We start from the raw sequence: 24,492 nt of genomic DNA on the forward strand, positions 1-24,492 counted from the left end.
ACATCGCGGGGCAACGAAAGGGGGCGACATGGCGCACAAGGTGTTCATCGACGGCGAGGCCGGGACCACGGGGCTGCAGATCCGCGAGCGTCTGGCGCCCCGCCGCGACATCGAGCTGGTCCAGCTCGACCCCGCCCGCCGGAAAGACCCGCAGGCGCGGCGCGAGGCGCTGGCCGAGGCCCAGATCGCCATCCTCTGCCTGCCCGACGCCGCCGCGAAGGAAGCGGTCGCGCTGGCCGAGGGGCTGGAGGTGCGCTTCATCGACGCCTCGACCGCGCATCGGGTGGACGCGGCTTGGGTCTTCGGCTTCCCCGAACTGACCCCCGGCGCGCGGGACGCCATCGCCGCCGCCCGCCATGTGTCGAACCCCGGCTGCTATTCCACCGGCGCCATCGCTTTGGCTGCCCCTCTGGTCGCGGCGGGACTGGTAGCACCGGACGAGATCGCCTCGATCAACGCCGTCTCGGGCTATACCGGCGGCGGCAAGGAACTGATCGCCGAGATGCAGGCCAAGGGCGCGCCTGCCCATTTCGTCTATGCGCTGGGCCAGGGCCACAAGCACCTGCCCGAGATCATCAAGCATTCAAAGCTGACCCGCCGCCCGGTCTTCTCGCCCTCCGTGGGCCAGTTCGCGCAAGGGATGGCCGTGCAGATCCCGCTGCAACTGCAGGGCCGCAAGCTGTCGGACCTGCGGGACGCTCTGGCCCGCCACTATGAGGGGTCGCGCTTCGTCCAGGTCGTCGAGCCCGCAGGCCGGGTGATCCCCACGGTCCTGAACGACACCAACGAGATGCACCTGTCCGTCCACGGCAGCGAGGACAACGGCTGCGCGGTGCTGGTCGCGGTTCTGGACAACCTCGGCAAGGGTGCGTCGGGCGCGGCGGTGCAGAACCTCAACCTGATGATCGGGGCGGACGAGGACGCGGGGCTCTGACCCCTTCGGCCGGCCCCCGATCCCGATGATGGAAAGGAGGACCGGCCATGAACAGGACAGTCGAGGATCTGGCGCATCGCTGGCTGAGCCGCGCGCCCGAGGGACTGAGCGGGTCCGAGCACCGCGTCCTTGAAAGCTCGGTCAGGCGCCGGCCGATCGCACGGGACACCGCCGGGGAATACGGGACCGGGCTGACCTTCGGGCAGCGTCTCGCGGACGGGGTCGCCCGCTTCGGCGGCTCATGGCCCTTCATCCTGTGGTTCGCGGGCCTGCTGCTGCTCTGGATCGTCGGCAACAAATTGCTGCTGGGGCGCGCGGCCTTCGGCCCCTACCCCTTCATCTTCCTGAACCTGATCCTGTCGATGCTGGCCGCGATCCAGGCGCCCGTCATCATGATGAGCCAGAACCGGCAGGCGCAACGCGACCGCATCGACGCGGCCCATGACTACGAGGTGAACCTCAAGGCCGAGATCGAGATCATGGCGCTGCACGAGAAGCTGGACGAGCTGCGCCACAGCGAACTTCTGGCGATGCGGGAGGACATCGCCCGGATGGCGTGGCGGCTGGATGACCTCGCCCGAAATCTTGAGGGCAGCAGCGGGGATCTTCCGGTGCAGGGCCTGCAGCCGGACAGGTGAACTCCGGCGGGTGACGGTGAGCAACCATCATGACGGCAGAGCCGGGTTCAGCCCCCCAGCCCGAAGGCCGCATGAAAGCCGACGTGGCCCCGCGCGGCCCGGCTGAAAGGCAGCGCCAGCACATATTCCACCGGGATTCCATCCACGGAAACACCCGGATCGGCGGCGAAGCCGAAGCGCGCGTAATAGGCCGGATCGCCCACCAGCACCACGCCCTGCGCGCCTTGCGCCCGCAACCGCGCCAATGCCCCCTGCATCAGCGCCGTGCCAATGCCCTGCGACTGCCGGTCGGGCCTGACCGCAAGGGGGCCGATGCCGAACCAGCCCGGCGCATCCCCGATGCCGACGGGCGAGGCCGCGACATGGCCGAGGATGCCCCTGTCCTCCTCTGCCACCAGCGACAGGGTCAGGGCGCCCGCCGCGCGCAGGCCGTCCACGATCTGCGCCTCGGTCCCGCTGGCATGGGCCGCGTCCCGGAATGCCTCGGTGATCAGGCTGCGGATCGCATCCGCATCGCCAAGGGCCTCGTCGCGCAGGGTGACGCCGGGACCGGGCATGGCTCAGTCCGCCTTGATCTGGCGGGCCTCGGTCACCAGCATGATCGGGATGCCGGCGCGGATCGGGAAGGCCAGCCCGGCGGCATGGGACACCAGTTCCTGCCGGGCCGCGTCATAGGACAGGGTGGCGTGGGTCACCGGGCAGACCAGCGCTTCCAGCATGTGCCGGTCGAAGGCGGGGGCGGTGGTCAATGCAGCATCTCCTCGTCATCGCCGCCGCCGTGCAGGGCGTATTCCAGCAAGCCGTCCAGCATCTCGCGCCGGGCGGGCAGGTCGGGGGCCTCCAAAAGCGCCTGCTTTTCCTCGACGCCCAGCGGCAGCAGCATGGACAGGCTGTTGACCAGCAGTTCGTCGTCGGCCTCCTCGGCGGCGTTCCAGTCGGTGGAGAGTTCACGCTCGTCCATGTAGCGGCGCAGTCGCTCGATGAAACCGGGGCGGTCGAAGGCGGGATCGGGCGGCACCGAGCCGGCGCGGTCCGACCGGAACTCGCTCCACTCGATCCGGCCGCGCAGGTAGGGGGTGAAGCCCTCGATCCGTTCCACCAGCCGGAAGCGCGACACCGCCCTGAGCGACATCATCAGCCGCCCGTCGTCGGCCTCGGAGAACATCGTGATCCGCCCGGCGGTGCCGACGGTGGCCAAGCCGTCGCCGACGGGCTGGATCATCCCGATCATCCGGTCGCCCGTCTTCAGCACGTCATCCACCATCTGCAGGTAGCGCGGCTCGAAGATGTGCAGCGGCAGGCGGGTGCGCGGCAGCAGCACCGCGCCCGGCAGCGGGAACAGCGGGATCGTGTCGGGCAGGGTGCCGCGCAGGCTCACGCGAAGATCAGCGACGACAGCCGCCGGCGCCCCTTCTGCACCAGAGGGTCGGCAGGGGGCAGCGCGTCGAAGATCGTCAGCAACTGCGCCTTGGCGGCGCCGTCGTTCCAGTCCCGGTCGCGGCGGAAGGATTCGAGCAGCTGGTCGATCGCCTCCTCGACCCGGCCCGCGGCGTGCAGCGCGGTCGCATAGTCGAAGCGGGCCTGGCTGTCCGAAGGGTCGGCCATCACGCGAGATTCCAGATCCGCCAGCGGCCCGGCCTTGGCGGCCTGCCGGGCCAGCGCCAGTTGCGCGCGGGCGGCCTCGACCGGGGCGGCAGTCGCCGCAGCAGGGGGAACCTGCGCCAGCGTCGCCTCGGCCGCGTCGGTATCACCCGCCGCAAGCTGCGCCCGGATCAGCCCGCCCCAGGCCTGCGGGTTCTCGGGTTCCTCGCCGAGGATCGCGGCGAAGGTCTCGGCGGCGTCGGCGGCAGCGCCTTCGGCCAGCATCGCCTCGGCGGCCTCCAGCGCGGCGCCAAGCCCGCCGTCATCACCGCCCAAGGTCGCCAGCTTGTCCACGAAGGCCTTGACCTGGCTTTGCGGGATCGCGCCCTGGAAGGCATCCACCGGCTGGCCCTGGAAGAAGGCATAGACGGTCGGGATCGACTGCACCCGCAACTGCTGGGCGATCATCTGGTTCTTGTCCACATCGACCTTGGCCATCCTGACCCGGCCCTTGTGGCGGGCGACCTCGGCCTCAAGCTGCGGACCCAGCGTCTTGCACGGCCCGCACCACGTCGCCCAGAAATCGACGATCACCGGCACCTGCATCGAGGCGTCGATCACCTCGGCCATGAAATCGGCCTCGGTCACGTCCTTGATGAAATCGGTGGTGTTCGGCGGCGTCTCGCCCGAGCCTTGCAGCAGCATCGTCCTGATCCCCGGAGTGTTTCTTCGATTGGCCGCAATATGGGTGCTGCCGCGCAGGACCGGAAGGGGCCTTGCGGTCACACGCTCAGGTCGAAGCTGGCGAAGACCGGGACGTGGTCGCTGGGCTGATCCCATCCCCGCACGGGGCGCAGGATGCGGCTGGCGTGGCCTGCCTGCGCGATGTCGGCGGTCGCCCAGATGTGGTCGAGCCTGCGCCCCTTGTCGGCCGCGTCCCAGTCGCGGGCGCGATAGCTCCACCAGGAATAAAGCTTGCCCTTGGGGATGTCCTTGCGGGTGACGTCCACCCATCCGCCCGCGTCCTGCGTCTGGGAAAGGTGCTCGATTTCGACCGGCGTGTGGCTGACGATCCTCTGCATGGCCTTGTGGGACCAGACGTCGTCCTCCATCGGCGCGATGTTGAGGTCGCCGACGAGGATGGATCGCGCGGGCCTGTCCGCATGGAAGCTGTCGCGCATATCCGTCAGGTAGTCGAGCTTCTGGCCGAACTTGACGTTGACCTCGCGGTCAGGGACATCGCCGCCTGCGGGCACATAGACGTTGTGGATGGCGACGCCGTTTTCCAGCCGCGCGGCGACATGGCGGGCGTGGCCCAGCCCCGCGTGGTCCTGATCGCCCGCGTCGGTGATCGGCAGGCGCGACAGGATGGCGACGCCGTTGTAGCCGCGCTGGCCGCGAGCCACGATCCAGCGATAGCCGAGATCGTGGAACAGGTCGAAGGGCATCTTCTCGACCGGCGACTTGCATTCCTGCAGGCAGAGGATGTCCGGGGCTTCCTCGCCCAAGAGACGGGTGACGAGACCGGCCCGCAGGCGGACCGAGTTGATGTTCCAGGTGGCAATGGTGAACATGGGGGGCGACTTAACGCGCAGCGCGGAAAAGGGGAAGCCGATGAACCAGCTTGTGGACGGGGTCTGGACCAAGGGCAGCATCGGGGCGTCGAAAAAGGACGGCGCCTACAAGCGCCAGAACGCGGGCTTCCGCAACTGGTGCACGCCGGACGGCGAGGCAGGGCCATCGGGGCAGGGGGGCTTTCAGGCGGAAAGCGGGCGCTATCACCTTTACGTCTCCTACGCCTGCCCATGGGCGCACCGGACGCTGATCTTCCGCGAACTCAAGGGTCTGACACCGCATATAGATGTCTCGGTGGTCCATCCCGTGATGGGGGACGAGGGCTGGACCTTCGCCACGGACTTCGACGGAGCCACCGGGGACCCGCTGTTCGGGGCGGACTACCTGCGTCAGATCTATCTGCGCGCCGATCCGAAGATGACCGGCAAGGTCACGGTGCCGGTCCTCTGGGACAAGCGGCAGAACACCATCGTGTCCAACGAATCGAGCGAGATCATCCGCATGTTTGACAGCGCATTCGACGCGCTGACCGGGAACGACGCGCATTACTGGCCCGAGGAATTGCGCGACAAGATCGAGGCGGTGAACGAGCGCGTCTACCCGAACTTCAACAACGGCGTCTATCGCGCCGGCTTCGCCGCCACGCAAGCCGCCTATGACGAGGCCATCGGCCCCGTCTTCGAGACGATGGCATGGGTCGACGATACCCTTGCCCGCCAACGCTATCTGACCGGGGACTGGCTGACCGAGGCCGACTGGCGCATGTTCACCAGCGCCGTCCGCTTCGACACGGTCTATCACACCCATTTCAAGTGCAACCGCCAGTGGCTGCGCGACTATCCGAACCTCTGGGCCTGGACACGCGAGCTTTACCAGGTGCCCGGCATCGCCGCGACGGTGCGGCAGGACCACATCACCCACCACTATTACCGCAGCCACCCCGACCTGAATCCGCACGGCCTGATCCCGATCAACCCGGTGATCGACTGGGACGAGCCGCACGGACGCGTCTGAGCGGCGCAGAAAAAAACCCCGGCGCAATGCCGGGGCCAGTAAGACAGGGAGGGAGGAATGTGGCCGCGTCCCCGGCCACTGGGCTTCGTCCGTTCAACGCACGGGGTGCGGTGCGGTTCCCGCGTCAGGCCACCAGCCGGTAGCCGCCGCTTTCCGTCACCAGAAGCCGCGCGTTCGACGGCTCCGGCTCGATCTTCTGGCGCAGGCGGTAGATGTGGGTTTCCAGCGTGTGGGTGGTGACGCCCGCATTGTAGCCCCAGACCTCGTGCAGCAGCACGTCGCGCGGCACGACGCCGTCCTGCGCGCGGTACAGGAACTTGAGAATGTTGGTTTCCTTCTCGGTCAGGCGGATCTTGCGGTCCTTGCCGTCGATCAGCATCTTCATCGAGGGTTTGAAGGTATAGGGGCCAAGCTGGAAGATCGCGTCCTCGGACTGCTCATGCGTGCGCAACTGGGCGCGCAGGCGGGCCAGAAGGACCGGGAACTTGAACGGCTTGGTGATGTAGTCGTTGGCACCTGAATCGAGGCCGAGGATCGTGTCGGCGTCGGTGTCGTGGCCGGTCAGCATGACGATGGGGCATTTCACGCCCTGCTTGCGCAGCCGCTTGCAAAGCTCGCGCCCGTCGGTGTCGGGCAGGCCCACGTCCAGCACCACGAGGTCGAAGATCGCGCCCTTGGTCTTTTCCACCGCCTCGGCGCCGGTGCCGGCCTCGAAGACGTCGAAATCCTCGGTCGCGACCAGTTGCTCGGCCAGCGCCTCGCGCAGGTCTTCCTCGTCGTCCACCAGCAGGATCTTTTTCAGTCCGGCCATATGTGCCTCCTTCGGTTGCGCTTTGGGGGGAAGATGGCGCAGGCAGGCACGGCGTCCAGCGGGTTGAAACCTTTCTCACAAGCAGTTGTCGCGGGACGCCCTTATGTTACGGAATGTTTCAGGATTTGATCCGCGATGACCCTGCTGCCCACCCTGACCGAGACGATCAGCCGCGCCCGCACCGATCTGCGTGTGGGCCTGCCGGTCGTGATTGACGGCCATCTGGCGGCGGCGGTGGAAACCCTGTCGCCTGCCCGGCTGGCGGCCCTGCGGGGCTTCGGCAAGCCCGTGCTGGCGCTGACCGGTCGCCGGGCCGAGACGCTGAAGGCGCGCGCCTATGACGGCGATCTTGCGCGGGTCGAGGTGCCGGTCGATGCTGACCTGACATGGCTGCGAGCGGTGGCCGACCCTGCGGACGACCTGCGGGTGCCGATGAAGGGGCCGCTGTTCACCCGGCGCGAGGGTGACGCCGCCCCCCACCGCGCCGGTCTTGCGCTGGCCAAGTCGGCGCAGCTTCTGCCCGCCGTGCTGGTGGTGCCGGTTGACGCGCCGCCCCCCGGCCTGACTGTCCTGCCCGCAGGCCCGACGCTGGCGCAGCTTGCCGCCGAGGCCGCGCTGTCGCCGGTTGCCGCCGCCCGCCTGCCCATCACGGCGGCCGAGCAGACCCGCCTGCACATCCTGCGCCCCGACGACGGCGGCGACGAGCATTACGCGGTCGAGATCGGCGAGCCGCCGCGTGACGGCCCTGTGCTGGCGCGGCTGCATTCGGCCTGCTTCACCGGCGACGTGCTGGGCAGTCTCAAATGCGACTGCGGCCCGCAGCTGCACGCGGCGCTGGCGGCGATGGGGGCGGAAGGAGCGGGCGTCCTGCTGTATCTCAACCAGGAAGGTCGCGGCATCGGCCTTGCCAACAAGATGCGTGCCTATGACCTGCAGGCGCAGGGCTTCGACACGGTGCAGGCGAATCACCGGCTAGGCTTCGAGGATGACGAGCGCGACTTTCGCCTGGGCGCGGCGATGCTGCGGCGGCTGGGGTTTGGTGCGGTGCGGCTGATGACCAACAACCCGCGCAAGGTGGCGATGATGGAAAGCCACGGCATCCGGGTGGTCGAGCGCGTCCCCCTGCAGGTCGGCCGCAACCGCTGGAACGACGCCTATCTGTCGGTCAAGCGCGACAAGTCGGGGCATCTGCTGTGAGCGGGTATTTCGAAGCCGGGACTGCCGTAGTCCCGTGCCCGGAAGACATGGTGCTGACTCCATCCGGGCTGCGTTTTGCGGGCCGCGTGATCCCCTGCGCCATCGGCCGCGCCGGCGTCTCGGCCGCCAAGCGCGAGGGCGACGGCGCGACGCCTGCCGGCATCCACCGGATCGTCGGGCTGCTGTATCGCCCCGACCGGATCGCCCGCCCCGCGCCCTGGGCCGAGCCCATCGGTCCCGGCGATCTCTGGTGCGACGACAGCGGCCATCCTGCCTATAACCGCTGGGTGCGGGCGCCCCTTGCCGCCAGCCACGAGCGGCTGCGGCGGCCCGATCCGCTTTACGACCTGGTGCTGGTCACGGACTGGAACTGGCCGGTGGCCCGGGCGGGGCAGGGGTCGGCCATCTTCCTGCACCAGTGGCGGCGCCCGCGCCATCCCACGGCCGGTTGCATCGCATTTTCGCGGCGCGACCTGATCCGGATCGCCGGGCTTGCCCCGCCCGGCACAAGGCTGATCGTGCCCGCCACGCTGGCAGACCGCCTGGGCAGGCGCGGGGCGGTCGCCCAGGACGCCTGAGTCGTGCCGTTCCTGCAGGGGCGGCGATGGAGCGAGGTGAATCGCCTTCCGGCAGGCGGCACCAGGTTTTCCGCCGCGCGATCCGCCCCTATGTTCAGGCCATGACCGACCGGATCGACTCTTTCCCGCGCCCATCCGTCCCCCGCGCCTTCATGGGCGTGATCGTCGCCTGCGTGGCGGTCCATCTGCTGACGCTGTCGCCCGCGCTGCAGGAATGGGCGATGCTGCACGGGGCGCTGTGGCCGCAGCTTCTGCAGGATGTCAGGCCGATGTTTCCCGGCCAGCAGGTGACGATGTTTTTCACCTACGGCTTCCTGCATGGCGGGCTGCTGCACCTCGGGATGAACATGCTGGCGCTTTACGTGCTGGCGCGCTCGCTGTCGGTGGCGATGACGGGGGGCGCGATGGTCGCGCTTTACGTCGTGGCGCAGGTGGCGGCGGGGGTGGTGCAGTTGTGGCTGTCGGACAGCCCCTATCCGGTAGTGGGCGCATCCGGCGCGATCTTCGGGCTGGCGGGGGCCGAGATCGCCATTGCCGCGCGCATCCAGCTTGCAAAGGGCGGCAGCCTGCGCCTGCTGGCCGGGCCGGTCCTGCAGTTCGTCCTGCTGAACGTGGCGCTGACGCTGGCGGTGCCGAACATCGCCTGGCAGGCGCATCTGGGCGGGGCGCTGGCTGGGGTGGCGATCGGAGCGGTTTACCGTCCCCGGCTGCGGCGCTGAATCAGGCCGGGGATTCCCCGCCCGTGTCGGCGGAGGAGCCTTCGGCCTGCGCCGGCGGCGCGTCGCCCATTTCCTGCGCTTCCCCGGCAGGTCCGGGCAGCGGGTCCGTTTCTCTGTCCGATGCGTCGCCGGCGGGTTCCGGCGCTTCATCGGGTTCGGGTGCGCCGCTCAGCCGCCGCATGGCCGGGCGCAGGGTTTCGGCCGGGGCATGGATCAGGTCCAGCGGGTCGAGATCCGGCTCGCGCGCGAGATGCTCGGCCAGCAGCCGGTGGGCAAGGCCGTAGCCTGCCCATTTGCGGATGTTGCCGCGGCCTTCGAACCACAGCCCGCGGTCGAACTCGCGCCAGGCCCATTCCGTCATCGCCCGCTTCGCCAGCCCCGAGGGGGGCGTGGTCACGTCCCAAGGGTCCGGCGGTCCGCCCAGCACGCGAGCGACGAAATGCCCGGCCAGCCCCTCGCTGACCAGCGCCTCGCCCAAAGATCGGCCATAGCCCGGATGTTCCCAGCGGACGAGGTGGTGAAGCTCGCGCACCATCCGGCGGATCAGCAGGTCGGGGGCGAAGCGCGCGGGCGACAGCGTCAGCTCGATCACGCCCGGCGCGCGGGCGGCGCCGAGGACGCCCCAGTCGGACCCCCCGTCACCCGCCTGCACCACGAGGTCGAAGTCGGGCAGGCCGAGGTGGCCCGCCGCCAGCGCAACCGATTCGGCGACCGCTGCCCTGACCTCGGGCATGATGCCGGTCAGCGCGTGGCGGGCGTTCAGGAAATGGACCTGCCAGTAGGGCATGGCGCGCCGGTGACCGAGGCTCAGACCTCGGGCACCAGGACCTCGCGCTTGCCGACGTGGTTCGCGGGGCTGACCACGCCCTGCTCCTCCATCTGCTCGACCAGACGGGCGGCCTTGTTGTAGCCGATGGCGAGCTTCCTCTGGATGTAGCTGGTCGAACACTTGCGGTCCTTGGCCACGATCGCCACCGCCTGATCGTAAAGCGCGTCGTCCGAGCCGTCGCTGGCAAGGATCTGGTCGATCTCGGCCTCCCGCTCGTCCTCGGGGCTTTCGACCACGGTGGAGACATATTGCGGCGGGCCGAAGGACTTGAGGTGGGTGACGACCTCCTCGACCTCCTCGTCCGAGACGAACGGCCCGTGGACGCGGGTGATGCGGCTTCCCCCGGCCATGTAAAGCATGTCGCCCATGCCCAGAAGCTGCTCGGCCCCCATCTCGCCCAGGATGGTGCGGCTGTCGATCTTCGACGTCACCTGGAAGCTGATCCGGGTCGGGAAGTTCGCCTTGATCGTGCCGGTGATGACATCGACGGACGGCCGCTGCGTCGCCATGACGATGTGGATGCCCGAGGCCCGCGCCATCTGGGCGAGGCGCTGGATGCAGGCCTCGATCTCTTTGCCCGCGACCATCATCAGGTCGGCCATCTCGTCCACGATGACGACGATATAGGGGAAGGTCTCGGGCTGGAACTCCTCGGTCTCGAAGACCGGCTCGCCGGTGTCCTCGTCAAAGCCCGTCTGCATGGTGCGGCGGAACATTTCGCCCCGCTCAAGCGCCTCGCGGACGCGGCTGTTGTAGCCCTCGATGTTGCGCACGCCCATCTTGGACATCTTGCGGTAGCGTTCCTCCATCTCGGAGACGACCCATTTCAGGGCCACGACGGCCTTCTTGGGGTCGGTCACGACAGGAGACAGCAGGTGCGGGATGCCGTCATATACCGACAGTTCCAGCATCTTGGGGTCGATCATGATGAGCCGGCATTCGTCGGGCGTCAGCTTGTAGAGCAGGCTCAGGATCATCGTGTTGATGGCGACGGATTTCCCCGAGCCGGTGGTCCCCGCGATCAGCAGGTGCGGCATCTTGGCGAGGTTCGCCACCACCGGCTCGCCGCCGATGTCCTTGCCCAAGGCCAGCGGCAGCGGCACCGCGCTGTCGGAAAAGGGGCCCGAGGACAGGATCTCGCGCAGCACCACCTTTTCGCGGCGCTGGTTCGGCAATTCGATCCCGATGACGGTGCGGCCGGGCACGGTCGAGACGCGCGCCGACAGCGCCGACATGCTGCGGGCGATGTCGTCGGCCAGCCCGATCACGCGGCTGGCCTTCAGCCCCGGCGCGGGTTCCAGTTCGTAAAGCGTGACCACGGGTCCGGGATGGACGGCGGTGATCTGGCCCTTGACGCCATAGTCGTCCAGCACCGCTTCCAGCATCCGGGCGTTCTCGGCCAGGGCCTCGGGGCTGGCGGTGTGGCGCTCGACCGTGGCGGGGGCGGCGAGCAGCGACAGCGGCGGATGTTCGTAAAGGCTGCTGTCGAAGGACGAGGCGGGCACCGGCACCGGCTCGCGCAGGGATGCGGCCTGTGGCGGGGGCGGCACGGCGGCCCGGACGCTTTCCGTGGGCGAGGCAGGGGGAACCGGTGCGCGGCCCGTCAGGCGCGCGGTCACGGCCGCGAGGGTCGAGCGGCCGTCCTCTGCCGGCTGGCGGGCTTCGGGCTCGGGATCGGCGCGGTGATGGCGGATGGCATCGGTGATGCGGGCGCTGACCTCGCCGGCATCCGGGGCGGCGGCCGCATCGTCGTAATGGGGGTCGGGCTCGACCAGTTCGGGCTGCAGGACTTCGGGTTCCGGCGGATGGCGCAGGCGCGAGAACATGCCCGCGGGCGCAGGCTCGGCCTCGGGCAATGCCTCGGGCGCCTGTTCCCCTGCGGCGGTGCGCTGGCGCCAGGCCTCGGCCCGGCGACGGACCTCGCGGGCGGCGATGACCGAGGCGCTTGCGCCGCGTCCCAGAAGGGTCATCGTCAGGTCATAGGCGGTCGCCAGCCCGGCCGACAGGAACCGGCCGATCCCCATCAGCTCGCGCCGGTCGAAGCCGAGGACGAAGGCCAGGATCGCCACCGTGCCGATCGCGGTCAGGAAGGCCAGGATCTTCAGCCCCGCGGCGGCGCCGACGGGCAGCAGGCCCAGCATCGCCCCCATCAGCATGTCGCCGAGATAACCGCCCAGGCCGAAGCTTTGCGTCCAGCCCTCGGGCGGGACCAGCGCGCTTGCGTGGACCGAGACGACCACCATGGCGATGGGGGTGAAGACCCCGCGCAGCAGCCGCTCCTCGCCCCGGTGCAGCATCAGGCGCAGGCCCCAGAAGATGCCCGAAACGGCCAGCATCCAGCTTCCCTGCCCCACGATCATGAAGAGCGCCGACGCGATATAGGCGCCCAGCCGCCCCAGCAGGTTCTGCGCCGGCTGGTCGGTCGCGGTGCCGATGCCGGGATCGTCGGGAGTGTAGGAAAACAGCATCATCGCGACCAGAACGCCGGCCACGATCAGCCCGGCGCCCAGCAGTTCCTTGCTGCGGCGCTGCAGCGCCACCTGCGTGGTCTGGTCGAACAGCGGGTCGCGCTGTCTCGCGTGCCAGCTCGCCATGCCTGCCTCACCCCTTTCCATAAAGCGTGTCGCGGATGCGGGTCAGCGCATCCCCGGTCTCTGCCGCCGGGCCGACCAGCGCCACCCGGACATAGCCGCGGCCGGGGTTTCCGGCTTCCGTGTCGCGCGACAGATAGGCGCCGGGCAGCACCTGAACCCCGGCCTCGGCCCACAGCCTGCGCGCCGCCGCCTCGCCGTCCTCCGTGGGCAGCCACAGGAAGAACCCGCCCTCGGGCGGCTGGTAGCCGGGCACATTGCCGAAGATCCGGTCGGCGATGGCGTATTTTTCCTGGTAGAGCGCGCGGTTCGCCTGAACATGCGCCTCATCCGCCCAGGCCGCCTCGCTGACGCGCTGGTGGGGCAGGGGAACGGGGGCGCCCGCATAGCTGCGCAGCACCCGCAGGCGGGCGATATGATCCGGCGCCCCGGCGACGAAGCCCGAGCGCAGGCCGGGCAGGTTCGACCGCTTGGAAAGCGAGTTGAACATGATGACGCGATGGCCGAGGCCCATGCCCATGGCGACGGCCAGCGCGCCGGGGGGCGGGGCGGTCCGCCAGATCTCCGAATAGCATTCGTCGGCGAAGATCAGGAAATCATGGCGCTCGGCCAGTTCGACCAGATGCTCTAAATAGTCGCGCGTGGCGACGGTCCCCTGCGGATTCGCGGGCGAGCAGAGATAGCAGTTCGCCGTCGCGTCCAGCACGGCCGCGTCCAGCCCGGCGAAATCGGGCAGGTGGCCAGTTTCGGCGGTGGCATTGACGAAGACCGGCTCAGCCCCCACGGCGGCGGCAGCCACGGCATAGACCTGGTAGAAGGGATTCGGCACGAGGATTCGCGGCACGGCCCCGTTCTTGCGTTCCGGGCAAAGCGCGAGCGCCGCGTTGAACAGTCCCTCGCGGGTGCCGTTGACGCTGGTGATGCCCTCGGGCGGAACATCGATGCCGTGGCGGGTGGAGAGCCAGCCCGAGATTGCCGTGAGCAGTTCGGGCGTGCCCTCGTTCGGCGGGTATTTTCCCAGTTCCGCGACGGTCCGCGACAGGATCGGGGCCACGAAATCGGGGATGCCATGGCGCGGCTCTCCGATCGTCATGACGATCGGGTCGGGGCCGGGGGCCAGGTCGGACAAGAGCTTCCGCAGGCGCGGAAACGCATATTCCGGCAGGTTCGAGAACCGCTCGGGAGGGGATGCCATGCTGCCTCGCAATCACGGGATCTGCCGTCCCGTTTGGCGCAAGACTAGCGGCAAAGCGCCGATGCGTCCAGACAAAGGCCGGGCGGGATCAGTCCCGCAGCGCGGCCTCGACCGCCTGCGCCACCCGCAGCAGCCCGAGGTCGCCCCCCGCCCGGCCCATCAGCATCAGCCCGCATGCGGGACGCGCCGTGGGCAGGCTGATCGCGGGCAGGCCCATGGAATTGCCAATGCGGGTATTCCTCAGCGCCAGCAGGTTCTGGGCGGCGAAATAGGCGGCGTCCTCTTCCAGCCGGGCGATCTCGGGCGGCAGGATCGGGGCGGTGGGCAGGATCACGGCGTCAAAGGGGGCAGTGGCGGCGGCCCAGTCCTCGCGCAGGTGGATCAGCCGTTCCCATCCCGCGACGTAATCGGCGGCGCTGACCCCGCGACCACCGCGGAAGCGTTCCAGAATCGGCGGATACATCAGTTCCGGCGCGGCCTCGATCTGGTCGCGCCAGAGGCCATAGGCCTCGGGGGCGAAGAGCGTGGGCGACAGCGCCGCGGCATCGGCGACGCAGGGCGGGGCCGCGCGGCTGATCGAGACGCCCGCAGCCGCAAGCCGCTGCACCGCGTCCTCGAAACCGGCGACGGGTTCCTCGCGGGCATCCTCGAAGGGCAGGCCGTCCAGCACCATCAGCCGCAATCCGCGGGCAGAGGCTCCGCGCAGGTCGGGGGCGGGAAGGCTCTGGATCATCGCGAAGATCTCGGCGCAATCCTCGACCGTGCGGGCCATCGGCCCCGCGACATCGAAGCGGCGGCAGAGCGGCAGGGTGCCCGTCATGTCCACCGCGCCGGGGCTGGGCTTGAAGCCGACGATGCCGTTCCAGGCGGCGGGCAGGCGGATCGAGCCGCCGGTGTCCGACCCGATCGCCGCCGCCGCAAGCCCCATCGCCACAGCGACCGCCGAGCCGCCGGACGATCCGCCCGCCACGAGGCTTGGGTCATAGGCATTGGGCACGGTGGCGACGGTCGGATTCAGGCCGAGGCCCGAGAAGGCCAGTTCCGTCATATGCGTCTTGCCCAAGCAGACCGCCCCTTGCAGCGTGGCCGTCGCCAGCAGCGCCGCATCGCGGTCCGGGGTCCGGCCTTCCAGCAGCATGGAGCCTGCCTCGGTTGCCACGCCCGCGCTGTCGATGTTGTCCTTCCAGGCCAGCGTCACCCCGTCCAGCAGGCTGCGCCGCAGGCCAGCCCTGGCGCGGTCATGGGCGGCGATGGCCTCGGCCCGGGCACGCCCGGGGGTGGTGCGGGCGAAGACGCGGGGGCTGAGAGGAGAGCGTTCGATGGCGTCGAGGTAACCCTCGGCCAGATCGACGGGGCTGACCAGCCCGGCCATGATCGCGCGCCCCTGTTCCGTCGCCGAGGCTTTCAGCCAGTCCATGCCCTGTCCCTTGAGAGTTCGGCGCCACGCTAGCGGCGCGCGGCCCTGTCGGCAATGCCGGTCCGGGGCGCTGCTCTATCGCCTTGTACGACGATCCCGGGGTCCTCCGGCCATAAAGAAGATGCGCAGGCGCTTGCGCCGCATGGACCGTGGCGGGGCAGGCGGATAGGATGCCACCATGGCTGTGGATCATGATGTCATCATTGCGGGCGGCGGGCTGAACGGCCCGACGCTGGCGCTTGCGCTGGCCCAGGTCGGGCTGTCGGTCGCCGTCATCGACGCGCGGCCCGCGCGGGCAAGGGCCGAGGCGGGCTTCGACGGGCGCGCCTATGCGCTGGCGCTGGCCTCGCACCGGCTGCTGACGGCCCTGGGGCTGTGGAAGGGGCTGGCCGGCAAGGCCCAGCCGATCCTGCGGGTCGAGGCGGCGCAGGGCCAGCCGGGCGAAGGCGCGGGGCCGTTCCACCTGATCTTCGATTCGGCCGAGATCGAGGAAGGCCCCGTCGGCCACATGCTGGAAGACCGCTTCCTTTACGCAGCCCTCGCCCACGCGATGGAGGGCCGCGTCACCCATCTGCCCGGCCGTCAGGTTGTCGCGCAGGACGAGCGCCCCGGCCATGTCGCGGTCACGCTGGACGACGGGCGCGAGATGACGGGGCGTCTTCTGGTGGGCGCGGACGGGCGCGGCTCGGGCGTGGCGGCCCGCGCGGGCATCGCCCGGCGCGGACATGGCTACGGGCAGACGGCGCTGGTCTGCGCGCTCGATCACGACAAGCCCCATGGCGGGGTCGCCTGGCAGTATTTCATGCCCACCGGCCCCCTGGCGATCCTGCCGCTGCCGGGCAACCGCAGTTCCATCGTCTGGTCCGAGACCGACGAGAACGCCCGCGCCATCGCCACCCTGCCCGACGATGCATTCCTTGATGTGCTGCGCCCCCGCTTCGGCGACTACCTCGGCGCGATCCGGCTGGCGGGGCCGCGTTTTTCCTATCCGCTGAGCCTCAGCCTTGCCGAATCCTATGTCGCGCCGCGCATCGCGCTGGTGGGGGACGCCGCGCACGGGGTCCATCCCGTCGCGGGGCAGGGGCTGAACCTCGGGTTGCGCGACGTGGCGGCGCTGGCCGAGGTCGTGGCCAAGGCCGCCCGGCGCGGCGAGGACATCGGCGCGCCGGATGTGCTGCAGCGTTACCAGAGGTGGCGGCGATTCGACGCGACGGCGCTGGGGCTGGGGATGGACCGGGTGAACGCGCTATTTTCCAACGATCTGCCGCTTCTGCGGCAGGCGCGGGGCCTGGGGATGGGGATCGTCACCGCCGTCCCGCCCCTGCGCCGCGCCTTCATGCGGCAGGCGGCGGGGCTGTCGGTCGCGCCGATGCCGCGGCTGCTGGCCGGTCGGCCGCTGTAGCCCGGAACCGTCACCGGAACGCGAGCGTTCGGCGCGGTGCCGTCCCGCTTTCGTGACGTGCAAGTCGTTGGAAAGGCGGTATCAAGTCGCTCATGAACCTTCGCTCTCTCGCTCTTGCGCCCGCCTTCGCCCTGGTCTTCGCGCTGCCCGCCGCGGCCGAGAAGATCTCGCTCAATGAAATCTCGCGCTACCTCAACGGTCTCAAGACGGTGGTGGCGGACTTTACCCAGGTGAACGCCGACGGCTCGGTCACGCCGGGCCGCGTCTATATCCAGCGCCCTGGCCGGGTACGGTTCGAATACCAGGGCGACAGCACGCTGGTCTTGGCCTCGGGCGGGACGGTGGCGGTCTTCGACCGCAAGTCGAACTCGGGCGCGCAGCAGTATCCGCTGGCGCGCACGCCCCTGAACATCATCCTCGCCGACAACGTGAACCTTGCGCGCAGCGGATCGGTCATCGGGCACACGGAACGCAAGAACACGACCGTGGTGACCGCGCAGGACCCCCAGCATCCCGAATACGGCAACATCCAGATGGTCTTCACGGCGAACCCGACCGAGCTGCGCCAGTGGGTCGTCACCGACGACACCGGCAAGAAGACAACCGTGATCCTGGGCGAGATGCAGAAGGGCGTGCAGATCCCGGCCTCGCGCTTTTCGATCACCGCCGAGGCGCAACGCCGGAACTGAGCCCGTTCAGGCGCGGCCGCAGGCCGAAAGCTGCGCCTGGTACATCCCCGCCCGCTGGTGCACCCGCCCGGCGACCCCCAGAAGCCAGGTCTTGGACAGGTGGCTGCCGCGGGCATAGCCCGAGCGCCCCTCGTGATAGGCAAGATACTGGTTCGCGGCGTCGTTCTTTGGGATGCCAAGCCGCTGGGTGGTGCCGTGCATGTACCAGCCCATGAAGTCGGTGGCGTCGCGGATGTCGTCGCGCCGCGCGCGGCGCTTGCCGTTTTCCTTCAGGTATTCCTCCCACGTCCCGTCCAGCGCCTGCGAATAGCCGTAGGCGGAACTTTGCCGCCCGATCGGGATGATCCCCAGCGCGAACTGGTGCGGCGTGCGGGCGTCGCCGATGAACTTCGATTCCTGGTGGATCGAGGCCATCTGCACCGCCACCGGCACGCCCCAGCGCCGCTCGGCCGCCTTCATGGCGCGCAGATAGGCCGGGCGCTGCGCCACGATGGAACAGGCGTTGTCCAGGTCGCGCGGCGCCTTGAAGTTGCCGCCCCCCCCGCCGCAGGACGCGACCAGCATGACGATGGCCAGCTTGAGATAGGTGTTCATTGCCTCTGCCCCCGGTTTTTCTTTTTCGGGCATCTTAGGGATTATGGCCCGCCGGGGAAATCGCCTTTGCGTCAGCACCGGCGGGACGGTGCCCCTTGTCACCCGGCGCGCCGCCTCGTTAAGCTTGGCCCGACAGTTTTGTCCGAGGGGGATTTGAGAATGGCAGACAGCGACATCGTGATCCTGTCGGGCGTCCGCACCGCGATCGGCGGCTTTGGCGGCAGCCTGGCGAGCGTGCCGCCGATCGAGCTTGCGACCACCGTCGCCAAGGAGGCGATGGCCCGCGCGGGCGTCTCGCCCGACCAGATCGGCAACGTGGCCTTCGGCCATGTCATCAACACCGAGCCGCGCGACATGTATCTGTCGCGGGTGGCGATGCTGAACGCGGGCATCCCCGAGACGACCCCGGCGATGAACGTGAACCGCCTGTGCGGTTCGGGCGCGCAGGCCATCGCCTCGGCGGCGCAGTCGCTGATGCTGGGGGATGCCGATTTCGCGCTGGCGGGCGGCGCCGAAAGCATGAGCCGCGGTCCCTTCATCATCCCCTCGATGCGTCATGGCGCCAAGATGGGCGACCAGCAGGCGCTGGACATGATGGTGGGCGCCCTGACCGACCCGATGGGCACGGGCCACATGGGCGTGACCGCTGAAAACGTCGCCTCCGAGCACCAGATCAGCCGCGACGAGCAGGACGCCTTCGCGCTGGAAAGCCAGAACCGCGCCGCCAGTGCCATCGCGGAAGGGCGCTTCAAGGACCAGATCGTTCCTGTCGAGATCAAGACCCGCAAGGGCACCGTCACCTTCGACACCGACGAGCATCCCAAGAAGACTTCGCCCGAGGCTCTGGCAGGCCTGCGCCCGGCCTTCAAGAAGGACGGCGGCAGCGTGACCGCGGGCAATGCTAGCGGCATCAACGACGGCGCGGCCGCCATCGTGCTGGCCCGCGCGGATGCGGCCGAGCGCGCCGGCCTCAAGCCCCGAGCCCGCTTTCTCGGCTATGCCTATGCGGGCGTCCGCCCCGAGGTCATGGGCATCGGCCCGATCCCGGCGGTCCAGAAGCTGCTGGAAAAGATCGGCCTGACCGTGGACGATTTCGACGTGGTCGAGTCGAACGAGGCTTTCGCGGCCCAGGCTCTGGCGGTGAACAAGGGCCTCGGCCTTGACGGGGAGAAGGTGAACCCCAACGGCGGCGCGATTGCCCTTGGCCATCCGATCGGCGCTACCGGCGCGATCCTGACCGTCAAGGCGATGTACGAGCTTGAGCGGACCGGCGGCAAGCGCGCGCTGATCACCATGTGCATCGGCGGCGGGCAGGGCATCGCGCTGGCCATCGAGCGCGTATGACGCCTGTTCTGAAATGGGAAACCCCAGCTGCTGCAAGGCGGCCGGGGTTTTCTCATGCCGCCCCGTACAGGCGGGCGGCCGGAAACTCGAACGGGCCGCCCCTTGGGGACGGCCCGCGAGATCAGGAAGATGGTCCGGTTAGGGATGGATGATCCGTCCCAGACAAGGGTTCTTCACCCTCGGGGCTGCCCTCAGGCGGCGACCCCCCTGGCTGTCCCGGTTCCTCTCTCCAACATCACTCTCGACACTGGACCACCTCCTTTCAATGTTGCACGTGGGGCTGAGGTTGGCACAGGCGGGCGGCAAGTCAATAGCCGCGGGCGGGGCCTGACAATATTTTGCGGACCAGCACCCGGAAAGGCACAAGGGCCAGCGCGGCCAGCGCCATCTTGACCGCCCAGTCGGCCAGGCCCAGCGACACCCACAAGGGCGCCAGCGGGCCTGCGCCCAGCAGCGGCACGGCTTCGTTCGACCAGCCGGTATTGGCGTCGGCGGGCAGGAAGACGGCGAAGGCGATGGTGAAGAACAGCACCGTGTCGAGGATCGACCCCACGACCGAGGACAGGAAGGGCGCCTGCCACCAGTCGCGGTGGCGCAGCCGGTCGAACAGCCACACGTCCAGAAGCTGCGCCAGCAGGAAGGCCGTGCCCGAGGCGAGCGCGATCCTGAGCGTGGTTCCCCCGCCAGCCGCCGCGACCAGCGAGCAGAAGACGCCGATCACGAAGCCCGCGACCACCACCCGGCGCGCGGCCTGCAGCCCGTGGATGCGGTTGGTGATGTCGGTGACAAGAAAGGCCACGGGATAGGTCAGCGCCCCCCAGGTCAGCCAGTCGCCCAGGCGGAACTGCACGAGGATGTTCGACGCAAGGACGGTCGCGGCCATCGCGAGGATGGCGGGAAGGATCGGGCGCATCGGATTATTTCCGTTTTACAAGGTGGCGGAAGAACTCGGCCCCGGAAGAACGGGACGAAAGGCGGCTATGCCTTGCAGGCGGGAAAGTCAAGAAAGAGGGGGCTTTGCCCCCGCGCTTCGTGAACGGCGCCCCACCCCGTTCACCCCCCAGGATACTTGTGCGAAGAAGAACGGGCCGGCCTCAGCGGATGCGGTATTCCACCAGCTCGGTGCGCTGGACGAACAGGAAGTTGTCGTCCGAGATCATGGTGATGCGGATGCCCTGTCCGTCCTGCCACACGGCGATGCCTTCGAGGTTGTCGAACTGCATCAGGCTCGATTCCAGGATCGGCTCGGGCGGGCCGATGCCGGCCTCGTCCATGGCATAGCGGCGCACCCGGCTGGCAAAGCCGCGCAGGCCCCGGAAGTCGCGTTCGAGGACGTAAAGCCTGCCGTCGGGGCCGACATCGGCGCCGACCGGAGCCCATCGCTCGTCGCGGGGCAGGTGGAAGGCGGTGGACCAAGCGCCGTCGCGAAAGCGCCAGACCGGGGTCAGCGGCTCGGGCGAGTTCCAGCGTTCCGGCATGGTCAGCAGGTCGCCCTCGGGCGTCACCGCCAAGGCCTCGAGCCCGGCGTTGCGCTGCAGGGATTCGAACTCGGGCGCGGGGGGGATGCGGATGGCGGGGCCGTCGGGGTCGTCGAAGCGGGCGATGCGGTCCAGCCCCTCGAAGCTGACGAACATCCGGCCTTCCCCGTCGATGGCCAGCCCCTCGGCATCGCCCAGGTAGCCGGGGCGCAGCTTGGTGCCGGTGCTGTCCTGCAGCCGCGCCCGGCCAGCCGTGGACAGCGACCGGATGCGGCCCTGACCGTCGCGCAGGATGCTGCCCCAGCGCACCGTGCCCCGGTCCGACAGCGCCGTGTAGCCAAGGCCGTCGGGGGACACCTCGATCCCCGAAAAGCCGCCGAAATCCTCGTCACCCCCGGTCCAGACATGGGTGCCGAGATATTCGACCGTGATGTCGGCGCAGACCGGGGCCGCCGTCCCTGCCGACAGCCCCAGCCCCAGCGCCGCCGCGATCAGCGCGCGACGAGGGCCTGGCATGTTCCGGGAAGCTCGCTCAGCCGATAGGTGCGGGGATGGCGGTAGTCGGGGTTGGGCGGCGCGGGCGGCGGTGGATCGATGCGGTTGCGGATCCACTGCGCGGCTTCCTCGCAGCCGTCGCCGGGGGGCGGGGCGGCCTGGTTCTCGCAGCCCTGGTTGGGGCAGGACAGGCGGACGTGGAAGTGATAGTCATGCCCGTCGATGGGGCGGATCTTGCGCAGATAGGCGCGGTTGCCGCGCTCGGACTGGCACATCGCCAGTTTCGCCACCGGATCGACGAAGATGCGCGCCACACGCGGGTCGGACGCGGCCGCCCGCAGGATCGCGTGATGGCTGGCCGACCAGAGCGGGCTGAGCTGCGTGCCGCCCCTGGCCACCACCGATTGCGACGAGATGTTTTCCCGCTGCGAGGGCGTCAGTTGCAGCGAGGCGGGCGGCAGCATCCAGATGTCGGCATCCAGCCCGATCTGGTGGCTTGCGTGGCCGGTCAGCATCGGTCCGCCCATCGGCTGGCTCATGTCCCCGATGTAAAGCCCGGCCCAGCCGTGGCGGGTCGCCTGCTGCGACAGGCCCACGAGGAAATCGACAAGCTGCGGATGGCCCCAGTTGCGGTTCCGGGACAGCCGCATCGCCTGCCATGTCGGGCCGGTCTCGGGCAAGGCGACGTTGCCGGTGGCGCAGCCGCGCGAATAGCCGCCGAAGGCGCCCGCAGGGCCGCCGTTCGATTGCCGGAAGGCGCCGAAGACATCCTTGGCCAGCGGGTCGGCGGCGGCAGGCAGGGCTAGGACGGACAAGGCCAGCGCGGCCAGCATGGATTTCAGGTTGCGGATCACTGCTCGGGTTCTCCCTCGGGTTTTACCCAGCTTAGCAGGGCGAGCGACAGAAGGAACATCACGATCAGGGGCGAGATGCCAAGCCGCTGGTTGCCTGTTGCCGTGGTGACAACGGCGATGAGGAAGGGCGCGAGAAAGGCCGTGGCCTTGCCCGACAGCGCGTAAAGGCCGAAGGCGCCCGCCGCGCGTTCCGCCGAGGTGTGGCGCACCATCATCGTGCGGCTCGCCGCCTGCACCACGCCGCCCGCGCCGCCGATGGCGACCCCGCAGGCGAAGAACAGCGCGTCGGGCAGGCGCGATCCGGGGGCGAGGGGGACGCCGAAGATGCTGGTCCGGTCCATGCCCACGACCAGCAGGCAGACGGCGATCAGCACCAGCGTGCAGGCGGCGATGACCGGCCTTGGCCCCCAGCGCCGGTCGGCGCGGCCCCCGAGCCAGCAGATGACGGCTGCCGATACCGCGCTGGTGACGCCGAAGACCCCCGACAGGATCACCGGCCAGCCCAGCACCGTCCCCGCATAGACCCCACCAAAGCCGTAAAGTGCATTCAAGGCGTCGCGCGAGAACATCGACGACAGCAGCCACGCCGCCAGCGAGCGCCGGTGGCGCAGGCTGCGCAGCAAGGCCCCGAGGTCGCGCATCGCGGTCCCCAGCCGCAAGGGGCGTGCGATGCCGCGCGGCTCTCGCACCCAGGCGAAGAAGGGGATCATGAAGACCAGATACCACAGCGCCGTGAAGGGACCGACGAAGCGCGTCCCTTCCCGCGCCGCGCCGTCCAGCCCCAGCGCGGGCGGGTTCCCCAGCAGCGTCAGCCCGGTCACGGCGCTTTCCGCGAACAGCCCCAGCATGATGGCCAGTGAAAGGACGCCGCCCACATAGCCGAAGGCGAAGCCGGATCCCGAGATGCGGCCGATCTCGTCGCGCGTGCCCAGCGTCGGCATCAAGGCGTTGGTGAAGATGGTGGCGAACTCCATCCCGATCAGGCCGAGGCCGAAGAAGACCAGCGCAAGGACAAGGCTGCTGCCGTCGGGCGCCAGGAACCACAGCCCCGCCGCCCCCGCGACATAGAAGCCCGAGAACAGCCATATCCACGGCACCCTGCGTCCCGTGCTGTCGGCCACCGCGCCGAGGATCGGGGCCAACACCGCGATCACCACCCCGGCCAGCGCCAGTCCCCAGCCCCACAGCGCCTGCGCCCGCGCGCCGGCCTGCCGGGGGTCCATGCCTTCGAGGACGAAGCGCCCGCTGGCCACCTCGGCAAAGTAGATCGAGAAGATGAAGGTCAGCAGCAGCGTGGCATAGGGCTGGCTGGCGAAGTCGAAGAACCACCAGCCCCGGATGCGTTTGCGGTTCATTGTGCCCCCGTGCCCCATACGAGGCGCATAAGGACGGAAGCCGCTCAGGCTGGCAAGTCGTCCGTGCGGTCCGTCATCGGGGGCAGGACCGGCGGCCAGGGGCGCCGGGCGTCGGCCTCGATCCAGGCCGCGACCCAGCCGGGCAGGGGCGGGCTGGGGGCGTCGTGGCCCATGGCGGCCATGAACTCGGACGGCGCGATCATGCCACGCCGGGCGGCGCCGCCGACGATGGCCACGCGCAGCAGCATGTGGTTGAGGCAATCTCCCTTGGCCCACATCGACTGTTCCATGTAGACGAAGCGGTCGTCCCAGCCGATCACCCGCGACACCTGCGTGATGCGCTGGAAGGCCCTGATCCGGCGGCGATAGCGCACCGTGTTGCCGGCGACGGTGAAGCCCCAGCCGTTCTTCTTCAGCGTGTCGGTGATCCCCAGCCGGATCGCCATGGGAATCCGGCCGAGGTCATAGATCGTCAGCGTCCGGCCGTTGTTCAGCTCGCGCCACGGATCGAGGTCGAGCAGCGAGATTCGGTGCGTCGAGACATGGGGTTCCAGAGGCCCCAGCCGGGGCGCGCGGCGGGCCGAGGCGACCTCGCCCAGAAAGCGCAGGATGGGATACATGGACCGGCTCCTTTCCCGCACGGGGCTAGAGAGCGGGCAGGCCCTCGTCAATCACGACGCCGCGGTCTTGCGCGCGGGCGCTTGCGCGAAGGGACGCGCTGACCTACCTCGGGCGCGCAAGAGCGAAAGGGCGGGCCACGGGAATGACGACATTGTTTCAGGCGCTGATGCTGATCCTGGATGTGCTGTGGTTCATCATGATCGCGCATATCATCATGTCCTGGCTCATCAACTTCGACGTGCTGAATCTGCGCCAGCCGCTGGTGCGGCAGGTCTGGGACGGGCTGTCGCGCCTGCTGGAACCGCTTTACCGCCCGATCCGCAACATCCTGCCCGATCTCGGGGGCCTGGACCTTGCGCCGCTGGTCGTCTTCATCGGCATCATCATCCTGCAGCGGGCTCTGGTGAACAACGCCGGGTTCTTCCTGGGCTACTGATGCCGGGGGACTTGCTGCGTCAGGTCTGGGGCTTCGACGGATTCCGCCCCGGCCAGCAGGAGATCGTCGAGGCTGTGGCCCATGGCCGCGACGTGCTGGCGATCATGCCCACGGGCGGCGGCAAGTCGCTGTGCTTCCAGTTGCC

27 protein-coding genes are annotated in these 24,492 nt (G+C 69.2%); 11 read left to right on the forward strand and 16 right to left on the reverse strand.

Going from position 1 to position 24,492, the window contains the following annotated elements:
- Positions 1-28 precede the first annotated feature (28 nt).
- A complete protein-coding gene (gene argC, locus Q4F04_RS00810) occupies positions 29-934 on the forward strand; it encodes an N-acetyl-gamma-glutamyl-phosphate reductase (RefSeq protein ID WP_303367939.1) in 906 nt (301 codons plus the stop codon).
- A gap of 47 nt (positions 935-981) precedes the next feature.
- Complete coding sequence (locus tag Q4F04_RS00815) at positions 982-1,572, forward strand: DUF1003 domain-containing protein (RefSeq protein WP_303367940.1); 591 nt, start codon at positions 982-984, stop codon at positions 1,570-1,572.
- 47 nt (positions 1,573-1,619) lie between these two features.
- On the opposite strand, the gene Q4F04_RS00820 is transcribed toward Q4F04_RS00815, so the two are convergent.
- The 5 genes from Q4F04_RS00820 to Q4F04_RS00840 all read right to left on the reverse strand — a co-directional run bounded on the left by Q4F04_RS00820 (position 1,620) and on the right by Q4F04_RS00840 (position 4,727).
- On the reverse strand, positions 1,620-2,129 hold the full coding sequence (locus Q4F04_RS00820) for a GNAT family N-acetyltransferase (RefSeq protein ID WP_303367941.1): 510 nt from the start codon (positions 2,127-2,129) through the stop codon (positions 1,620-1,622).
- Positions 2,130-2,132: 3 nt separating this feature from the next.
- Positions 2,133-2,291, reverse strand: a complete 159-nt coding sequence (locus tag Q4F04_RS00825; RefSeq protein WP_303367991.1) for a Trm112 family protein — start codon at positions 2,289-2,291, stop codon at positions 2,133-2,135.
- Between the two features lie 26 nt (positions 2,292-2,317).
- Positions 2,318-2,950 (reverse strand): LON peptidase substrate-binding domain-containing protein, encoded by a 633-nt coding sequence (locus Q4F04_RS00830; RefSeq protein WP_303367942.1) that lies wholly within the window; start codon positions 2,948-2,950, stop codon positions 2,318-2,320.
- A complete protein-coding gene (locus Q4F04_RS00835) occupies positions 2,947-3,858 on the reverse strand; it encodes a tetratricopeptide repeat protein (RefSeq protein ID WP_303367943.1) in 912 nt (303 codons plus the stop codon). The genes Q4F04_RS00830 and Q4F04_RS00835 overlap by 4 nt, the downstream gene beginning before the upstream one ends.
- 77 nt (positions 3,859-3,935) lie before the next feature.
- Positions 3,936-4,727, reverse strand: a complete 792-nt coding sequence (locus Q4F04_RS00840; protein ID WP_303367992.1) for an exodeoxyribonuclease III — start codon at positions 4,725-4,727, stop codon at positions 3,936-3,938.
- Positions 4,728-4,767: 40 nt separating this feature from the next.
- On the opposite strand from Q4F04_RS00840, the gene Q4F04_RS00845 reads away from it, so the two are divergent.
- On the forward strand, positions 4,768-5,742 hold the full coding sequence (locus tag Q4F04_RS00845) for a glutathione S-transferase family protein (RefSeq protein WP_303367944.1): 975 nt from the start codon (positions 4,768-4,770) through the stop codon (positions 5,740-5,742).
- Positions 5,743-5,866: 124 nt separating this feature from the next.
- Here Q4F04_RS00845 and Q4F04_RS00850 read toward each other — a convergent pair whose 3' ends face one another.
- A complete protein-coding gene (locus tag Q4F04_RS00850; protein ID WP_182791742.1) occupies positions 5,867-6,553 on the reverse strand; it encodes a response regulator transcription factor in 687 nt (228 codons plus the stop codon).
- A gap of 135 nt (positions 6,554-6,688) precedes the next feature.
- Between Q4F04_RS00850 and ribA the strand changes: the two genes are divergently transcribed.
- The 3 genes from ribA (at position 6,689) to Q4F04_RS00865 (ending at position 9,047) form a co-directional block, all read left to right on the forward strand.
- Positions 6,689-7,750 carry a GTP cyclohydrolase II gene (gene ribA / locus Q4F04_RS00855; protein WP_303367945.1) on the forward strand — a complete coding sequence of 354 codons (1,062 nt, stop codon included), beginning with the start codon at positions 6,689-6,691 and terminating at the stop codon, positions 7,748-7,750.
- Positions 7,751-7,797: 47 nt separating this feature from the next.
- Positions 7,798-8,328: a L,D-transpeptidase gene (locus Q4F04_RS00860; RefSeq protein ID WP_303367946.1), complete on the forward strand. Its 531-nt coding sequence runs from the start codon at positions 7,798-7,800 to the stop codon at positions 8,326-8,328.
- Positions 8,329-8,429: 101 nt separating this feature from the next.
- The gene (locus Q4F04_RS00865) at positions 8,430-9,047 is read left to right on the forward strand and encodes a rhomboid family intramembrane serine protease (protein WP_303367947.1); all 618 of its coding nucleotides are present in this window, start codon (positions 8,430-8,432) and stop codon (positions 9,045-9,047) included.
- Between the two features lies 1 nt (position 9,048).
- Here Q4F04_RS00865 and Q4F04_RS00870 read toward each other — a convergent pair whose 3' ends face one another.
- The 4 genes from Q4F04_RS00870 to Q4F04_RS00885 form a co-directional block, all read right to left on the reverse strand.
- The gene (locus tag Q4F04_RS00870; RefSeq protein ID WP_303367948.1) at positions 9,049-9,834 is read right to left on the reverse strand and encodes a DUF2268 domain-containing putative Zn-dependent protease; all 786 of its coding nucleotides are present in this window, start codon (positions 9,832-9,834) and stop codon (positions 9,049-9,051) included.
- A 20-nt stretch (positions 9,835-9,854) separates the two neighbouring features.
- On the reverse strand, positions 9,855-12,470 hold the full coding sequence (locus Q4F04_RS00875) for a DNA translocase FtsK (protein ID WP_303367949.1): 2,616 nt from the start codon (positions 12,468-12,470) through the stop codon (positions 9,855-9,857).
- Between the two features lie 7 nt (positions 12,471-12,477).
- Positions 12,478-13,662: an aminotransferase class I/II-fold pyridoxal phosphate-dependent enzyme gene (locus Q4F04_RS00880; RefSeq protein ID WP_303367950.1), complete on the reverse strand. Its 1,185-nt coding sequence runs from the start codon at positions 13,660-13,662 to the stop codon at positions 12,478-12,480.
- 88 nt (positions 13,663-13,750) lie between these two features.
- Positions 13,751-15,079, reverse strand: a complete 1,329-nt coding sequence (locus Q4F04_RS00885) for an amidase (RefSeq protein WP_303367951.1) — start codon at positions 15,077-15,079, stop codon at positions 13,751-13,753.
- A 178-nt stretch (positions 15,080-15,257) separates the two neighbouring features.
- Between Q4F04_RS00885 and Q4F04_RS00890 the strand changes: the two genes are divergently transcribed.
- Both Q4F04_RS00890 and Q4F04_RS00895 read left to right on the forward strand, forming a co-directional pair.
- Complete coding sequence (locus Q4F04_RS00890) at positions 15,258-16,481, forward strand: UbiH/UbiF/VisC/COQ6 family ubiquinone biosynthesis hydroxylase (RefSeq protein ID WP_303367952.1); 1,224 nt, start codon at positions 15,258-15,260, stop codon at positions 16,479-16,481.
- Between the two features lie 92 nt (positions 16,482-16,573).
- Positions 16,574-17,170, forward strand: coding sequence for an outer membrane lipoprotein carrier protein LolA (locus Q4F04_RS00895; RefSeq protein WP_303367953.1), 597 nt, complete (start codon positions 16,574-16,576; stop codon positions 17,168-17,170).
- 6 nt (positions 17,171-17,176) lie between these two features.
- Here the strand turns inward: Q4F04_RS00895 and Q4F04_RS00900 are convergent, their stop codons facing one another.
- Positions 17,177-17,764, reverse strand: coding sequence for a lytic transglycosylase (locus tag Q4F04_RS00900; RefSeq protein WP_303367954.1), 588 nt, complete (start codon positions 17,762-17,764; stop codon positions 17,177-17,179).
- Positions 17,765-17,923: 159 nt separating this feature from the next.
- On the opposite strand from Q4F04_RS00900, the gene Q4F04_RS00905 reads away from it, so the two are divergent.
- The gene (locus Q4F04_RS00905) at positions 17,924-19,108 is read left to right on the forward strand and encodes an acetyl-CoA C-acyltransferase family protein (protein WP_303367955.1); all 1,185 of its coding nucleotides are present in this window, start codon (positions 17,924-17,926) and stop codon (positions 19,106-19,108) included.
- A gap of 307 nt (positions 19,109-19,415) precedes the next feature.
- On the opposite strand, the gene Q4F04_RS00910 is transcribed toward Q4F04_RS00905, so the two are convergent.
- From Q4F04_RS00910 to Q4F04_RS00930, 5 genes are all read right to left on the reverse strand, one after another.
- A complete protein-coding gene (locus tag Q4F04_RS00910) occupies positions 19,416-20,021 on the reverse strand; it encodes a queuosine precursor transporter (protein WP_303367956.1) in 606 nt (201 codons plus the stop codon).
- 181 nt (positions 20,022-20,202) lie between these two features.
- Positions 20,203-21,102, reverse strand: a complete 900-nt coding sequence (locus Q4F04_RS00915; RefSeq protein ID WP_303367957.1) for an esterase-like activity of phytase family protein — start codon at positions 21,100-21,102, stop codon at positions 20,203-20,205.
- Positions 21,078-21,914: a penicillin-insensitive murein endopeptidase gene (mepA, locus tag Q4F04_RS00920; RefSeq protein WP_303367993.1), complete on the reverse strand. Its 837-nt coding sequence runs from the start codon at positions 21,912-21,914 to the stop codon at positions 21,078-21,080. The genes Q4F04_RS00915 and mepA overlap by 25 nt, the downstream gene beginning before the upstream one ends.
- Positions 21,915-21,931: 17 nt before the next feature.
- Positions 21,932-23,290 carry an MFS transporter gene (locus Q4F04_RS00925; protein WP_303367958.1) on the reverse strand — a complete coding sequence of 453 codons (1,359 nt, stop codon included), beginning with the start codon at positions 23,288-23,290 and terminating at the stop codon, positions 21,932-21,934.
- A 44-nt stretch (positions 23,291-23,334) separates the two neighbouring features.
- Positions 23,335-23,910: an acyl-CoA thioesterase gene (locus Q4F04_RS00930; protein WP_303367959.1), complete on the reverse strand. Its 576-nt coding sequence runs from the start codon at positions 23,908-23,910 to the stop codon at positions 23,335-23,337.
- Positions 23,911-24,053: 143 nt separating this feature from the next.
- Between Q4F04_RS00930 and Q4F04_RS00935 the strand changes: the two genes are divergently transcribed.
- A complete protein-coding gene (locus Q4F04_RS00935; RefSeq protein WP_090751758.1) occupies positions 24,054-24,347 on the forward strand; it encodes a YggT family protein in 294 nt (97 codons plus the stop codon).
- A partial coding sequence (locus Q4F04_RS00940) for a DEAD/DEAH box helicase (protein WP_303367994.1) occupies positions 24,347-24,492 on the forward strand: 146 nt, incomplete at its 3' end. The genes Q4F04_RS00935 and Q4F04_RS00940, both read left to right, overlap by 1 nt.

The organism is Paracoccus sp. (in: a-proteobacteria) (assembly GCF_030536915.1).
GTDB lineage: Bacteria > Pseudomonadota > Alphaproteobacteria > Rhodobacterales > Rhodobacteraceae > Paracoccus.

Bases quoted from the DNA above. Each gene is read 5' to 3' on its own strand.
- argC (WP_303367939.1), top strand. From the start codon at position 29: ATGGCGCACAAGGTGTTCATCGACGGCGAGGCCGGGACCACGGGGCTG.
- Q4F04_RS00815 (WP_303367940.1), top strand. From the start codon at position 982: ATGAACAGGACAGTCGAGGATCTGGCGCATCGCTGGCTGAGCCGCGCG.
- Q4F04_RS00820 (WP_303367941.1), bottom strand. From the start codon at position 2,129: ATGCCCGGTCCCGGCGTCACCCTGCGCGACGAGGCCCTTGGCGATGCG.
- Q4F04_RS00825 (WP_303367991.1), bottom strand. From the start codon at position 2,291: ATGCTGGAAGCGCTGGTCTGCCCGGTGACCCACGCCACCCTGTCCTAT.
- Q4F04_RS00835 (WP_303367943.1), bottom strand. From the start codon at position 3,858: ATGCTGCTGCAAGGCTCGGGCGAGACGCCGCCGAACACCACCGATTTC.
- Q4F04_RS00840 (WP_303367992.1), bottom strand. From the start codon at position 4,727: ATGTTCACCATTGCCACCTGGAACATCAACTCGGTCCGCCTGCGGGCC.
- Q4F04_RS00845 (WP_303367944.1), top strand. From the start codon at position 4,768: ATGAACCAGCTTGTGGACGGGGTCTGGACCAAGGGCAGCATCGGGGCG.
- Q4F04_RS00850 (WP_182791742.1), bottom strand. From the start codon at position 6,553: ATGGCCGGACTGAAAAAGATCCTGCTGGTGGACGACGAGGAAGACCTG.
- ribA (WP_303367945.1), top strand. From the start codon at position 6,689: ATGACCCTGCTGCCCACCCTGACCGAGACGATCAGCCGCGCCCGCACC.
- Q4F04_RS00860 (WP_303367946.1), top strand. From the start codon at position 7,798: ATGGTGCTGACTCCATCCGGGCTGCGTTTTGCGGGCCGCGTGATCCCC.
- Q4F04_RS00865 (WP_303367947.1), top strand. From the start codon at position 8,430: ATGACCGACCGGATCGACTCTTTCCCGCGCCCATCCGTCCCCCGCGCC.
- Q4F04_RS00870 (WP_303367948.1), bottom strand. From the start codon at position 9,834: ATGCCCTACTGGCAGGTCCATTTCCTGAACGCCCGCCACGCGCTGACC.
- Q4F04_RS00875 (WP_303367949.1), bottom strand. From the start codon at position 12,470: ATGGCGAGCTGGCACGCGAGACAGCGCGACCCGCTGTTCGACCAGACC.
- Q4F04_RS00880 (WP_303367950.1), bottom strand. From the start codon at position 13,662: ATGGCATCCCCTCCCGAGCGGTTCTCGAACCTGCCGGAATATGCGTTT.
- Q4F04_RS00885 (WP_303367951.1), bottom strand. From the start codon at position 15,079: ATGGACTGGCTGAAAGCCTCGGCGACGGAACAGGGGCGCGCGATCATG.
- Q4F04_RS00890 (WP_303367952.1), top strand. From the start codon at position 15,258: ATGGCTGTGGATCATGATGTCATCATTGCGGGCGGCGGGCTGAACGGC.
- Q4F04_RS00895 (WP_303367953.1), top strand. From the start codon at position 16,574: ATGAACCTTCGCTCTCTCGCTCTTGCGCCCGCCTTCGCCCTGGTCTTC.
- Q4F04_RS00900 (WP_303367954.1), bottom strand. From the start codon at position 17,764: ATGAACACCTATCTCAAGCTGGCCATCGTCATGCTGGTCGCGTCCTGC.
- Q4F04_RS00905 (WP_303367955.1), top strand. From the start codon at position 17,924: ATGGCAGACAGCGACATCGTGATCCTGTCGGGCGTCCGCACCGCGATC.
- Q4F04_RS00910 (WP_303367956.1), bottom strand. From the start codon at position 20,021: ATGCGCCCGATCCTTCCCGCCATCCTCGCGATGGCCGCGACCGTCCTT.
- Q4F04_RS00915 (WP_303367957.1), bottom strand. From the start codon at position 21,102: ATGCCAGGCCCTCGTCGCGCGCTGATCGCGGCGGCGCTGGGGCTGGGG.
- mepA (WP_303367993.1), bottom strand. From the start codon at position 21,914: ATGCTGGCCGCGCTGGCCTTGTCCGTCCTAGCCCTGCCTGCCGCCGCC.
- Q4F04_RS00925 (WP_303367958.1), bottom strand. From the start codon at position 23,290: ATGAACCGCAAACGCATCCGGGGCTGGTGGTTCTTCGACTTCGCCAGC.
- Q4F04_RS00930 (WP_303367959.1), bottom strand. From the start codon at position 23,910: ATGTATCCCATCCTGCGCTTTCTGGGCGAGGTCGCCTCGGCCCGCCGC.
- Q4F04_RS00935 (WP_090751758.1), top strand. From the start codon at position 24,054: ATGACGACATTGTTTCAGGCGCTGATGCTGATCCTGGATGTGCTGTGG.